This is a genomic window from Porcincola intestinalis (assembly GCF_009696445.1).
GTDB classification, from domain to species: Bacteria; Bacillota; Clostridia; order Lachnospirales; family Lachnospiraceae; genus Porcincola; species Porcincola intestinalis.
In genome coordinates, this window is the sequence record NZ_VULZ01000010.1 from 25,121 (window position 1) to 38,416 (window position 13,296).

Consider the following 13,296-nt stretch of genomic DNA (forward strand, 5'->3'; position numbering starts at 1 on the left):
TGTACGGCGCCATGCTATAATGGCCTCAGTCTGTTAAACATGTTCAGAGTCAGGAGGAGCTTTCCATGAATGGTGCGGAGGCGATGGTGCAGTGTCTTCTGGAGGAGGGCGTCGATACAATCTTCGGGATTCCGGGGGTCGCGATTGCCCCGTTCTATGAGGCAATGTACGAGAATCAGGATAAAATCACCCACATCCTGGTCCGGCAGGAGCAGGCGGCGGGACATGCGGCGAACGGATATGCCAGGATCTCCGGGAAGCCCGGTGTCTGTGTCGCTTCGTCCGGTCCCGGGGCGACAAACCTGATCACGGCACTGGCGACTGCTTACGCAGACAGCATCCCGATCATCGCGATCACCGGACAGGTGGCGAGCACGCTGCTGGGACGGGATGTGTTCCAGGAAGCAGATATGAGAGGCGCGACAGAATCATTTGTCAAGTACAGCTATCTGGTCCGGAATGTGAACGACATTCCGCAGATATTCAAGGAAGCGTTCTATATCGCAAACACCGGCCGCAAGGGTCCGGTGCTGATCGACATCCCCTGTGATATTCAGAAGATGACCCTGAAGAAGGAATTTTCCTATCCGAGGTCTGTTGACATCCGGGGATACAAGCCGAACACAAAGGGCAACCGCCAGCAGATGGAGAAGGTGATTGAAAGCATCAACAAGGCGAAAAAGCCGCTGATCTGCGTCGGAGGCGGGGTGATCCTGGGACAGGCACAGAAGGAGGTGCGCTCATTCTGCGAGAAATTCCGGATCCCGATGGTCAGCACGATGATGGGAATCGGCGTCATGCCGAAGAAACATCCGCTGTATTTCGGAATGCTGGGGAATAATGGAAAGCCCTATGCGAACAAGGCGGTCGCAGGCTCAGACCTTCTGATCATCGTCGGCGCGCGGGTGGCGGACCGGGCGGTTCCGAAGCCGGACGAGCTGGAGCGGAAGGTCAGTGTCATCCACATCGACATTGACTCGGCGGAGATCGGGAAGAATATGGGACCGACGCTGCCGCTTGTAGGAGATGCGAAGGATATCTTTGCCCAGCTTCTGGAGGCGGATATTCAGATTGATACCAGCGGATGGCTCACGCAGCTGGAGGAGGTCAAGAAGACGACGGTGGACCACAGGGTTTTCAGCGACAGGCTGGTGAACCCGATGACCTTCGTCAAGACCCTCTCTGACAAGATGGACAAGGATGCCATCTATGTGGCGGATGTCGGACAGAACCAGCTGTGGTCTGCTGACAATTACATCATGAAGGAGGGGCGGTTCCTCACAACGGGCGGTATGGGAACCATGGGCTATTCGATCCCGGCTTCCATCGGGGCAAGGTTTGCGGCACCGGACCGGCAGGTCGTCACGGTCTGCGGAGACGGGGCTTTCCAGATGAGCATGTATGAGCTGGGAACCATTGCAGTCGCAAAACTGCCGATGAAGATCATCGTCGTGAAGAACCGGTACCTCGGGCTGGTGCGGGAACACCAGGAGAAGGTCTATGACGGACACTACTTCGGTACACAGTTGGAAGACTATCCCAGGTATGACAGCCTGGCGAAGGCCTATGACATGCAGTATTTCGAGGCCTGGAGCAATGAGGAACTGGATGGCAGGCTGGATGCATTCCTGAAGGCGGACGGTGCGGCGCTGATGGTTGTGAACATCGACAGCGCGAACAATACAAAGTGAGGACGGACAGGGATGAAGGGAATATTTTCGGTTCTTGTGGAGAATAAAGACGGTGTCCTGTCCGGGATCTCCGGACTGTTTGCCCGGAGAGGATACAACATCGACAGCCTTGCCGTCGGGGAGACGGACAAGCATGATGTCTCCAGCATGACTATCGTATCGACGGGTGACGAACGAACGATTGACCAGATCGAAAAGCAGCTGAACAAGAAGCCGGATGTCATCAAGGTACGCCGGCTCGAGGAGTCCAAGGCAGTCGAGCTGGAAATGATGATGATCAAGGTTTCCTACTCGGCGACGAACCGGGCTTCTCTGATCGAGCTGTGCAGTGTGATGGGCGCGAAGATTATGCATGTGACGATGAAGTATATGATCATCGAACTGGCGAAGGAGCCGGAGACACTGGATGAGTTTGTGATGCTGTGCAAGCCGTATGGCATCCTGGAGGTGCAGCGAACCGGAACGATTGCAATGTCGAAAAAGTAAGCACTGTAAACTGGACGGGGCAATGACCCGGAAAGGAGGCGCAGATGAAAAAGTCAATGTGGGCGGCGGCAGCCGCAGTGGGACTGGCAGGCATGGTGCTGGCCGGATCGGGACTGGCGGCTGCCTCGGAGAGCCAGCCAGAGACAGCTGACGGAAAAATCCGCACGGTCAGTGCCTCGGCAACCGGGGTCGTGATGGAAGTTCCCGATATGGCACAGATCACGTTTGGCATTGTGACAAATGGGGAGAAGGCAGACGCAGCCCAGTCGGAGAATACAGAAAAAGTAAATCAGGTGATCGCAACGCTGAAGGGGATGGGCGTGGAGGACAAAAGCATCCAGACTTCCGGCTACAGCATTTCTCCTCAGTATGATTATGACAATCTGGATGTAAACAAACAGCCGAAGCTGACAGGGTATCAGGTGCGGACAACGCTTCAGGTGTCCGACCGGAAGATTGCCGATGCTGGAAAGATCCTCTCAGAAAGCGTGAAGGCCGGCGTCAACAACGTGGAGGGGGTAGTCTATACCTGCTCAACGTACGATGAAAAATACGAGGAGGCGCTCCAGAAAGCCGTGAAGGCGGCCAGAAAAAAGGCGGACGTCCTTGCGAAGGCCGAGGGAGCGTCTGCCGGGAAGGTGGTCTCGATCTCAGAAGGATACCAGGATCTGTCAGCCAGATATCAGTCCTCCGATATCGGCGCTGCCTATGAAACGGCAGATGCGGTGCAGAATGCCAGCTCCATTCCGGATCTCAGCGCAGGCACTCTGCAGATCCAGGCGGAGGTCTCCGTGACATACGAGCTGGCATATTGATGGGCCACAGCTGTCCCTGTCAGATACGTCCTTCGCAGATTCGGCCCTGTCAGATAAACGGGACTGAGATACAGTCTGAGCCAGATACACGCAGGGAGAGGCTGAGGTACAGATAGGATCAGGCTTCTGCGTACTGGTCCAAAAAGCGGAAGATGACCTTGTAGTATTTCTCAAGAGTCTTCCCCTCTGAATTGAAGATTTCATGTTTCGCCTCCGGGAAGCGGATCAGAAGCGCACTTTTGACCTCATTCCGGAGGCGGTTTTCTGCCTGGTTGTCAACATAGGCATCCTTGCCGGCCTGCAGAATCAGCAGGGGCATCGTCAGGGATGATATGCCTTTCCGGAGCCTGCGGATGGCACGGAGCGATGCGCGCGCCCAGCGGCAGCTGGATCCGTTCATGGTGTTGGCGTCCTGATTTTCCGGCGCAATCCGGAGCCGGAAGCTGTAGTCATAGCGTTCCCTGCAGGAGGCGCCGCTCTCTTCAAAATAAGGCTTTCCGTCAAAGTCTCCCTGACCGGGTACATAGCGGTCGTTCCATCCGAGCAGCTTTGTACCTAGCGCGGTGAGATTGACCTTCCAGCGAGGCGTAGAGCCGAAGTTGATGTCAAGCATCGGGGATGAAAGCACAGCAGCCTGAAATATGTCCGGGTATTTTTCCAGGAACAGAGTGGCGATGCAGCCGCCCATAGAGTGGGCGTACAAAAACAGCGGGAGGCCCGTATAGTCCGGCAGCTCCGAATTTTCGGTCTGGTCCGGGATCACAATGGTATCCAGAAAGCTCTTCAGATCTTCGACATACTCGTCGAAGTCGCCGACATCCACCATCGACGGGCTGCTGACTGGACGATAGGACAGGCCGTGACCTCTGAGTTCGAGAAAGTAGACGGAATACCCTTCCTCATAGAAATTGTAGAGGACCTCATGGTATTTTCCGAAGAAGCCGCAGAATCCGTGGAGCATGACAATGATGCCCTTCGCAGAAGGATTTTTTGCACGATAGAAATGAATCAGGTTTCCGTCCCAGCCCGGAAACTGTCCATCCTCCACATGGCGCTGGAGCCATGGGCGGACAACGGTCTTCATGTAGGGTTCGAATTTTTCTGCTTCAAACGGAACCATGGCTGCCTCCTCTTCTTCGTCAGACGAAGATCTCTGTACTCCCCTTGAACAGGGTTCCGACCGGCTTCCCGTGTACAATGTCGTACAGGTTCTCCGGGTTTTTACCGTTTGTCACAATCGTGTCGATGCCGTTTGCAGTGGCCAGAGATGCGGCTTCGAGCTTTGTCCGCATTCCGCCGGTGCCTCTTCTGGAGCCGGCGCCGCCCGCCAGCTTCTGAACCTCTTCGTTGATGGTGTCGATGCGGGAGATCAGCTTCGCATCCGGATGGAGACGGGGATCCTTGTCATAGAATCCGTCGATGTCCGAGAAGATGACAAGCTTCTTTGCCCGGACCAGCACAGCGACCACAGCGGAGAGCATGTCGTTGTCGCCGAAGAGCCGGTCTTTTGACTCGATTTCAGTGTAGCTGACAGAGTCATTTTCATTCACGACAGGAATGATGCCGAGCTCCAGGAGGGTGTTGAAGGTGTTGGTCAGATTCTCCTTTTTCTCCTCCTGCTCGATGTCGGATGCATTGAGCAGAATCTGACCAATCGTTTTGTCATAGTCTCCGAAGAACTTGTCATAGAGGAACATGTTTTTGCACTGCCCGACTGCGGCAGCGGCCTGCTTGAGCGGCATGGAGGAGGGCTTGGACTTCAGGCCGAGCTTGTTGACACCGACTGCGATCGCGCCGGAGGAGACAAGAACAACCTCATAGCCCATATTCTGGATGTCGGAGCAGACAAGCGCAAGATGGTCAAATGAACGCAGATTGACCTGCCCCAGGTCATTCGTGAGGGTCGAGGTACCGACCTTCACCACAATTCTATTCTGTACGAGACTCATAAGCTGTGAAACCTCTATTCTGAAATCTTCTGAAAGCTCCGGCAAGCACCGGACAAGGTATGATTTTTCTGCCATGCCTAGTTTACAACGATGATGGGTATCCGGCAAGGCAGGACTGTGGTATTGTGAAGAAATAACGGTGAAGAACAGGAGAGATGAATGATGAAGTATCCGGAATTTCTAAAGAAGGGGGATCTGATCGGGATCTGTGCGCCATCGGCAGGTATCGGCAGAAAACTGGAGAGCTTTGACCGGTCGCTGGGGATTCTGCGGGCGGAGGGCTACCGGATCAAGGAGACCGCCTCCGTGCGGCTTGACAGCGACCGGGGAGGAAGCGCACAGGTACGTGGCAATGAACTGAATACGCTGTTTGCGGATCCTGAAGTGAAGATGGTGATGGCGGCATCCGGCGGAGACTTTCTCGATGAGATGCTTCCGTATGCAGATTTTGAACAGATGAAGCGGAACCCGAAGTGGCTGATGGGTGCTTCGGACCCGACAGGGCTTCTGTTTCCCTATACAACCATCTGCGATGTGGCGACACTTTACGGCTGCAATGCCGGAAGCTACGACCTGCCTGACAGCGCCGGTATGCAATGTACGCCTGGGTCAGACGGCTGCCAGCTGCAGGACGATCAGCCAGCACCCGGGAACAGCAGGACTGGGCAGGATGATCGGCAGCCGCAGGCCATCCGGACAGAACACCAGACCGGACTGGCAGATGAGAGCAGGTACCTGCGGGATAATCTGCGTTTTCTGAAGGGGGAGAACCCGGTTCAGGAGACCTCTGAGAAGCATCTTGGCTGCGCGCCGTTTCTTGCCGAGAGGATTCAGTTTGATACGCCGACGGTCTGGAAATCGAATACCGGTGCAATTCACACAACAGGCCGGTGCATCGGTGGCTGCATAGATGTCCTAAAGGATTTGATCGGGACACCTTACGACGGGGCCTCCCTGTTCGTGGATCGGTACGGAGAGAAGGATGGGATCATCTGGTACTTTGACAATTTTGCGTTGAGTGCCGAGATGTTGTACCGGACATTTCTTCAGATGAAATACGCGGGATGGTTCCGTTTCACGAAAGCGGTTCTTCTGGGACGAACCTTGTTTGAAAAAAGTGAGTCCGGTATGACATACGATGAAGCGGTGGAGTGGGCGTTCGGCGGAGTCGGTCAGAAGGAAATGCCTGGGTCACCGCAGATTCCGGTGATCTGGGAGGCGGATATTGGTCATACCATTCCGCACATGACGATGATCAACGGAGCGATCCTCCGACTGGACTATGAAGGCGGAAGAGGGACGATGGTGTATCAAGAAAATTAGCACTCTCTTATTGACAGTGCTAACAATTGCGATTATAACGGTAAGTGGGAAAAGAGGTGAGTGCAGATGGCAGAGAAGAGAGATTACTATGATGTCCTTGGCGTCAGCAGGACGGCTTCGGACGAGGAGATCCGCAAGGCATTCCGCCGGCTTGCACGGAAATATCACCCGGATTCAAACCCGGGAGACAAACAGGCGGAGGCAAAGTTCAAGGAACTCAATGAAGCTTACAGCGTTCTGTCTGACCCGAAGAAGAAGCAGATCTACGACCAGGTCGGAATGGCAGGATTTGACGAAAGTGCTGCCGGCCAGGGCTTTGGCGGTTTTAGTGGGAATGGCGGCAATGGATACCAGGAGTTTCATTTTAATGCAAACGATCCCCGCATGAAGGAGATGTTCGGAGATATCTTCGGCGATTTCTTCAGCGGCGGCAGCGGTGGCAGCGGCTTCGGAGGTTTCAGTTCCGATGGCGGCAGGCGGAGCGGTTTCGGTGGATTTGGAGGCTTTGGTTCCGGAAGCGGGTTCCGCTCCGGCTCAAGCGCGGAGGGCGGTTTCGGCGGCTTTGGCAGTCAGGATGCCGGGCAGCGCGTGGAGAGGCTGGACCGCGAGGGCAACATTAAGGTTCCGTTCACGACTGCGGTATTTGGCGGCGAGGTCAAGGTGACGACGCCGGAGGCGGAGCATGTGATGCTCCGGATTCCGGCAGGGACACCCTGCGGCAAACGGTTCCGCCTGCCGGGCAAGGGCGCAAGGAGCAGAACCAGTCCTTCAAAGCGCGGAGACCTGTATCTCGTGATGCAGATTGACGTGCCGACGAATCTGACCGCGCAGCAGGTTCGGAAGCTGAGAGAGTTCCAGAAGATGCGTGAAGAGCAGACGGTGTGACCGGTTTTTCAGACGCGGCGCAGGGCGAAGGCCGTGCATGTCAGCGGCAGCTGGCTGCCGTCCATGTGCCCCATGCCGGGTTTCGTGTGTGGGAACGGCAGAAAAGCTGTACAGTCGGTCAATCAGGCGGCTGCGGGACAGTTGAAAGTGGCGAATTTCGTGATTTCGACAGTTTCCTCTGTACCCGCAGCCATTTTTGTGGTTTAATAGGCTTAAAGTTGTATTGCGTCAACTGACCGGAAGAGCGTGCACATTCTCAAATTGGTACGCACAACTTGAGCCGGCAAAAGGAAAAGGAGCTGTATATGCTGGAGGAACTGAAAAAGCAGGTATTTGAAGCAAACATGGAGCTGCCAAAGCGCGGACTTGTCACCTTCACATGGGGGAACGTTTCCGGGATTGACCGGGAGAGCGGACTGTTTGTCATCAAGCCGAGCGGCGTCTCCTACGAAACCATGAAACCGGAAGATATGGTGGTCGTGGATCTGGACGGAAAGGTTGTGGAAGGCAATTACAAACCGTCTGTCGATATGCCGACGCATCTGGAGCTGTACAAGGCGTGGCCGGAGATCGGCGGTGTCGTCCACACACATTCTCCGTGGGCAACGTCCTGGGCGCAGGCAGAGAGGGCGATTCCGGCATACGGAACCACGCACGCTGATTATTTCTATGGCGAGATCCCGTGCTGCAGAGTCATGACGGCGGAGGAAGTCGCCGGGGAGCCGGGGCACTATGAGATTGAGCAGGGCAAGGTCATCATCGAGACCTTCCGCGGAAAGAACCCGATGTATGTTCCGGGCTGCGTCTGCGCGCATCATGGCCCGTTCACCTGGGGCAAGGACGCGGCAGAGGCTGTTCACAATGCGGTTGTCCTGGAGGAAGTCGCGAAGATGGCGGTTCGGACGGAGCTGATTGACAGAAACAGCGTTCCGGCGCCGCAGTATATGCTGGACAAGCATTTTCTGAGGAAGCACGGGAAAAACGCTTACTACGGGCAGATAAAGAAGGGTTGATGGATACCAGCCCGATCGAGATGAAGAAAGGAGTCAATATGACAACGCTGGAGTTACAGAAGATGGCGGTCGAGGTCCGCAAGGGCATTCTGACTGCGGTACATGCGGCAAAATCAGGTCATCCGGGCGGATCCCTCTCTGCGGCGGATGTGTTCACGTATCTTTACTTTGAGGAAATGAACATCGATCCGGCTCACCCGGACAAGCCGGACCGCGACCGGTTTGTCCTGTCCAAGGGACATACGGCGCCGGGTTACTACAGTGCGCTGGCACACAGAGGATATTTCCCGGTCGAGGAGCTTTCCACGCTCAGACATGTCGGATCCCGTCTTCAGGGTCATCCGTGCATGCAGGATACGCCGGGTGTTGACATGAGCTCGGGATCTCTGGGACAGGGGATCTCGGCGGCTGTCGGAATGGCGCTGTCCGCAAAGCTTTCCGGGGACAGCTACAGGGTCTACACCCTGCTGGGCGACGGCGAACTGGAGGAGGGCCAGGTCTGGGAAGCTTCCATGTTCGCAGGGGACCACAAGCTGGACAACCTCTGTGTCATTGTGGACAACAACAATCTCCAGATTGACGGGCCGATCACGGAAGTCTGCTCTCCGTATCCGATCGACAAGAAGTTTGAGGCTTTCAATTTCCATGTGATCAATGTTGCCGATGGCAATGACATGGATCAGCTCCGTGCAGCATTCAAGGAGGCACGTGAGACGAAGGGGATGCCGACCGCGATCATCATGAAGACGGTCAAGGGCAAGGGCGTGTCCTACATGGAAAACCAGGTAGGCTGGCACGGCAAGGCTCCGAACGATGAGCAGTATGCGCAGGGTATGGAAGAACTTGAGAAAGCGGGGGAAGCATTATGCCAGAAGTAAAGAAGATTGCAACGAGAGAGAGCTACGGCAACGCGCTTGTCGAGCTAGGAAAGAAACACGACGATGTCGTTGTCCTGGATGCTGACCTCGCAGGTGCAACCAAGACCGGAACCTTCAAGAAGGCCTTCCCGGAGCGCCACATTGACTGTGGCATCGCGGAGGCGGACATGATGGGAATCGCGGCCGGGATCGCAACAACCGGGAAAGTGCCGTTCGCATCGACATTTGCCATGTTTGCAGCCGGCCGTGCCTTTGAGCAGGTTCGCAACTCCATCGGCTATCCGCACCTGAATGTGAAGATCGGCGCAACCCATGCCGGCATCTCTGTCGGTGAGGACGGCGCGACCCATCAGTGCCTGGAGGACATCGCGCTGATGCGGATGATCCCGGGCATGACGGTTGTTGTCCCGAGCGATGACATCGAGGCAAAGGCGGCAGTCGAGGCAGCCTATGAACACAAGGGACCGGTTTATCTGAGATTCGGCCGTCTGGCTGTACCGGTGATCAATGACAGACCGGATTACAAGTTCGAGCTCGGGAAGGGCGTTCTGCTCCGCGAGGGCAGCGATGTGACCATCGTCGCAACCGGGCTGGAGGTCGGTTCCGCGCTGGAAGCGGCAGACAGGCTGGCGCAGGACGGCGTGAGCGCCGAGGTCATCAATATCCATACGATCAAGCCGCTCGATGAGGAGATCATTCTGAAGAGCGCGGCGAAGACAGGAAGGGTCGTGACGGCAGAGGAGGCATTTATCGCAGGCGGTCTTGGCGGGGCAGTTGCGGAGCTTCTTTCGGCGAAGCTGCCGACGAAGCTTGCGCGGATTGGCGTCGATGACCAGTTTGGTGAGTCCGGGCCGGCTGTCGAGCTGCTCCACAAGTACAAGCTCGACGGCGAGGGCGTGTACGAGCAGGTCAAGGCATTTCTTGGCTGAGCGAACATCGAAAACAGAGAATGACCACAGGGTGGCAGAGGCAGTACGCTTCTGCCACAGCTATGCGGCGTGCTTGAAGGAGGCGGAATTGTGATAGCGCTTGGGTGTGACCACGGCGGATTTGAGCTGATGCAGGAAGTGAAGAAGCATCTGGACGAACAGAAAATCGCGTACAAGGATTTCGGAACCTATGACACGAAATCAACCGACTATCCGGTTTATGCAAAAAAGGTTGTGAAGAGCATCCTCTCGGGTGAGAGTGAGAAGGGGATTCTGATCTGTGGAACCGGGATCGGCATCTCCATCACGGCGAACCGCTACAAGGGGATCCGCGCGGCGCTCTGCTCGGACTGCTTCTCGGCGGCTGCAACCAGGGAGCACAATGACGCGAATATCCTGGCAATGGGCGGAAGAGTCCTCGGAGCTGGGCTTGCCTGCAGGATTGTAGATACCTTCCTGAATACGCCTTTCTCGGAGGGAGAGCGTCACAAGAGAAGGATTGCGATGATCGACGCGCCGGATGAGGCGTGAGGATCTGTATGATGTAGAAGAAACCGGCTGCGGCGTGTTGGTGTGCTGCCTGCTTTGGAGGCAGCACATCATGATGCCTGCAGCCGGTTTTCATGCTCAGGAGGAACGAAGCGCGTACGTCCAGGCGGCCTGAATCTCGGAAGCAAGATCAGCCCATGTCCAGGTCTTAGAGCTGTTCTCAAGGTTGTTCGGGTCATTCAGGATGAATTTTCCGTCCTTGTCCACGCCGGTCAGCACCATGAAATGTCCGACCGCCGAGAACTTTCCAACTCCGACATTGATGAGAACCGGGTTTCCGGCATTCAAAGCCGACGCGATGCTTCCCTCATCCACAGAAGTCTGCTGGCATGTAATCGGGTCATTTGGGAAGGCATCGGTCACAAGACTCCAGGAGGTGCCCTGACCGTTTACCCAGTAGCCCTTATCCTCGGCATAGGAACACATCGCCGGAACCGTGTAGGACTCCTTCCCGGTCAGCCCGAGCCCGATCATCGTCATGCAGGTCGGGGCGCAGGCCGTCAGCCCGGCCGGGCCTCCTCCGTACCAGTTAAAGCCCCAGCGGTAATCCCACTGCATGATCAGCGGAACCCTGGCGGCACCCGATTTTTCTGTATCGGTGAAGGTCTTCTTTTCTTCGTCTGTATAGTAGAAGGATGCCGGAGACTTGTAATCGTGCCCGTACTCATACAGAAAATGAATCACGTTCGGATTCCCCTCAGCATGGACGATGACATACGGGTAGAACCGGCCGGCCATGTTGGTCTTGACCCACTCATATTCATCCCGCGTATTCTCCACCGTGAGCGTGCTGCCGGAGCCGAGCATCGTCGGACCGCCGTTGTAGCCGGCACTCCCGAGGGAAGTGTCGCTGAGGCTGCTTCCATCCTCCTCGGTGCCGGTTTCCGCGCCGTCTGCCCCGGCGCTTGAGTTGCCGACACCGATCAGCAGCTGGTCGGAGGCCTGCACAGGGAAAGCCAGGCCCAGACTGGCACAGGCAGCAAGCAGGCAGACGCATCCGGCCACGCTGCAGCGTCTGAATGTATGTCCTGATCTTGATCTCTGTTTCATGAATGATTCTCCTGAACTGTTTTCTGCTTTCTTTTGTTCAGTCTACAGCCCGCCGGGGATTCTGGCAAGCAGCCGCCTGCATGTTGGCCGGCTGTCCGTGTCGCATTAACGCATGCTTTCGGATCGGCAGCCGCCGTTGCTGGAATCTCTGACAATAGACGGATGCATCTGCAATGCGGCGATATCGTCGAATTTCCAGTTTACAAATGAAGAACCGGTGATTATGATAATTCGCAAGGGCTGCTGGATAGGTATGCCGGGCAGATCACTGCGGAAAGTCCGCCCGGCGGCTGCAGCACCGGGAATGGACCGCAGGCACAGAAGATTGGAGAGACGCGATGAGTGAAGGCAGGAAACCGTATTCTGAGATGAGCAACGAGGAACTGGAGGCACTGGAAAGAAAACTCAAGGCTGAGTACAAAAAGATCCAGGGGCTGGGGCTCGAGCTGAATATGTCAAGAGGAAAGCCCTGTGTGGAACAGCTTGATCTGTCCATGGGCATGATGGATGTGCTCAGCTCCGACAGCGACCTGCGCTGCGAGGACGGGACAGACTGCCGCAACTATGGCGTCTTGACAGGCATCCCGGAGGCGCTGGAGCTGATGGGCGATATGATGGAGGTCCCGTACGATCATCTGATCATCTATGGGAATTCATCCCTGAACGTCATGTATGATCAGATTTCCCGCTCCTATTCCCACGGCGTGATGGGCAACACCCCATGGTGCAAGCTCGACAAGGTCAAGTTCCTCTGCGTGGTGCCGGGGTATGACAGGCATTTCCGTATCACAGAGTACTTTGGAATCGAGAACGTCTGCGTGCCGATGCTGGAGACCGGACCGGACATGGATATGGTCGAGGAACTGGTGTCCTCCGACGAGTCCATCAAGGGAATCTGGTGTGTTCCCAAGTATTCCAACCCGACCGGAAATTCCTACTCTGACGAGACAGTCCGTCGCTTTGCGCGCCTGAAGCCTGCGGCGAAGGACTTCCGTATCTACTGGGACAATGCCTACACCATCCATCATCTGTATGACCACGACCAGGACCATCTGATTGAGATCCTTGCCGAGTGCAAGCGGGCGGGCAATCCGGACCTGGTTTACAAGTTTGCGTCGACCTCCAAGGTCTGCTTCCCGGGATCGGGCATCGCGGCGATGGCGACCTCCCTCAACAATCTGGAGGACGTCAAGCAGCAGCTCAAGGTGCAGACCATCGGACACGACAAGGTCAACCAGCTGCGCCATGTCCGGTTCTTCAAGGATATCCACGGGATGGTCGAGCACATGAGAAAGCATGCCGACATCCTGCGTCCGAAGTTCGAGATGGTTGAGAAGATCTGCGAGGAAGAGCTCGGTGGACTGGGGATCGCGAAGTGGACAAATCCGAAGGGCGGCTATTTCATTTCCTTTGATACGATGGACGGCTGCGCGAAGGAGGTTGTCCGGAAGTGCGCGAAGGCAGGCGTTGTTCTGACACCGGCAGGGGCGACCTATCCGGGCGGTGTCGATCCGCATGACGCCAACATCCGGATCGCGCCGTCCTTCCCGCCGCTTAATGATTTGAAGACGGCAACCGAGCTGCTCTGCCTGGCGACAAAGTATGTTGCGTGCACGAAGATTCTGGAGCAGAGAAGGGCTGAAGCACCGTCGCCTGTCGCGGCGCAGTGAACCCTCCCCCTTGTATAAATTCTTCGGAAATGGTTTACAAACAAAAATAATTGGTGTA

Annotated in this window: 13 protein-coding genes; 10 read left to right on the forward strand and 3 right to left on the reverse strand. The window is 56.0% G+C overall.

The window, feature by feature from the left end; translation table 11 throughout:
• The first annotated feature begins 65 nt into the window (after nt 1-65).
• The 3 genes from ilvB to FYJ35_RS09645 are packed head-to-tail and all read left to right on the forward strand — an operon-like array spanning nt 66 to nt 2,992.
• Nucleotides 66-1,691 (forward strand): biosynthetic-type acetolactate synthase large subunit, encoded by a 1,626-nt coding sequence (gene ilvB / locus FYJ35_RS09635; RefSeq protein ID WP_154525960.1) that lies wholly within the window; start codon nt 66-68, stop codon nt 1,689-1,691.
• A 12-nt stretch (nt 1,692-1,703) separates the two neighbouring features.
• Nucleotides 1,704-2,177, forward strand: a complete 474-nt coding sequence (gene ilvN / locus FYJ35_RS09640; protein WP_154525962.1) for an acetolactate synthase small subunit — start codon at nt 1,704-1,706, stop codon at nt 2,175-2,177.
• Nucleotides 2,178-2,221: 44 nt separating this feature from the next.
• The gene (locus FYJ35_RS09645; protein ID WP_154525964.1) at nt 2,222-2,992 is read left to right on the forward strand and encodes an SIMPL domain-containing protein; all 771 of its coding nucleotides are present in this window, start codon (nt 2,222-2,224) and stop codon (nt 2,990-2,992) included.
• A 118-nt stretch (nt 2,993-3,110) separates the two neighbouring features.
• On the opposite strand, the gene FYJ35_RS09650 is transcribed toward FYJ35_RS09645, so the two are convergent.
• Both FYJ35_RS09650 and proB read right to left on the reverse strand, forming a co-directional pair.
• Nucleotides 3,111-4,112, reverse strand: a complete 1,002-nt coding sequence (locus tag FYJ35_RS09650) for an alpha/beta fold hydrolase (RefSeq protein WP_154525966.1) — start codon at nt 4,110-4,112, stop codon at nt 3,111-3,113.
• Between the two features lie 19 nt (nt 4,113-4,131).
• Nucleotides 4,132-4,941, reverse strand: a complete 810-nt coding sequence (gene proB, locus FYJ35_RS09655) for a glutamate 5-kinase (protein WP_154525968.1) — start codon at nt 4,939-4,941, stop codon at nt 4,132-4,134.
• Nucleotides 4,942-5,100: 159 nt separating this feature from the next.
• Between proB and FYJ35_RS09660 the strand changes: the two genes are divergently transcribed.
• From FYJ35_RS09660 to rpiB, 6 genes are all read left to right on the forward strand, one after another.
• A complete protein-coding gene (locus tag FYJ35_RS09660) occupies nt 5,101-6,264 on the forward strand; it encodes a S66 family peptidase (protein ID WP_154525970.1) in 1,164 nt (387 codons plus the stop codon).
• Between the two features lie 66 nt (nt 6,265-6,330).
• Nucleotides 6,331-7,149, forward strand: a complete 819-nt coding sequence (locus FYJ35_RS15255; RefSeq protein WP_154525972.1) for a DnaJ domain-containing protein — start codon at nt 6,331-6,333, stop codon at nt 7,147-7,149.
• A gap of 305 nt (nt 7,150-7,454) precedes the next feature.
• Nucleotides 7,455-8,162, forward strand: coding sequence for an L-ribulose-5-phosphate 4-epimerase (locus FYJ35_RS09670; RefSeq protein WP_154525974.1), 708 nt, complete (start codon nt 7,455-7,457; stop codon nt 8,160-8,162).
• Between the two features lie 38 nt (nt 8,163-8,200).
• A complete protein-coding gene (locus FYJ35_RS09675; RefSeq protein ID WP_154526128.1) occupies nt 8,201-9,040 on the forward strand; it encodes a transketolase in 840 nt (279 codons plus the stop codon).
• Nucleotides 9,028-9,969: a transketolase family protein gene (locus tag FYJ35_RS09680; RefSeq protein WP_154525976.1), complete on the forward strand. Its 942-nt coding sequence runs from the start codon at nt 9,028-9,030 to the stop codon at nt 9,967-9,969. Before FYJ35_RS09675 ends, FYJ35_RS09680 begins: the two co-directional genes overlap by 13 nt.
• 90 nt (nt 9,970-10,059) lie before the next feature.
• Entirely contained in the window at nt 10,060-10,500 is a 441-nt protein-coding gene (rpiB, locus tag FYJ35_RS09685; protein WP_328597076.1) for a ribose 5-phosphate isomerase B, read from the forward strand.
• 96 nt (nt 10,501-10,596) lie between these two features.
• Here the strand turns inward: rpiB and FYJ35_RS09690 are convergent, their stop codons facing one another.
• Entirely contained in the window at nt 10,597-11,568 is a 972-nt protein-coding gene (locus FYJ35_RS09690; protein ID WP_154525978.1) for a C39 family peptidase, read from the reverse strand.
• A gap of 338 nt (nt 11,569-11,906) precedes the next feature.
• Here FYJ35_RS09690 and FYJ35_RS09695 point away from each other — a divergent pair, with 338 nt between their 5' ends.
• On the forward strand, nt 11,907-13,238 hold the full coding sequence (locus FYJ35_RS09695) for an aminotransferase class I/II-fold pyridoxal phosphate-dependent enzyme (RefSeq protein ID WP_154525980.1): 1,332 nt from the start codon (nt 11,907-11,909) through the stop codon (nt 13,236-13,238).
• The last annotated feature ends 58 nt before the right edge of the window (nt 13,239-13,296 follow it).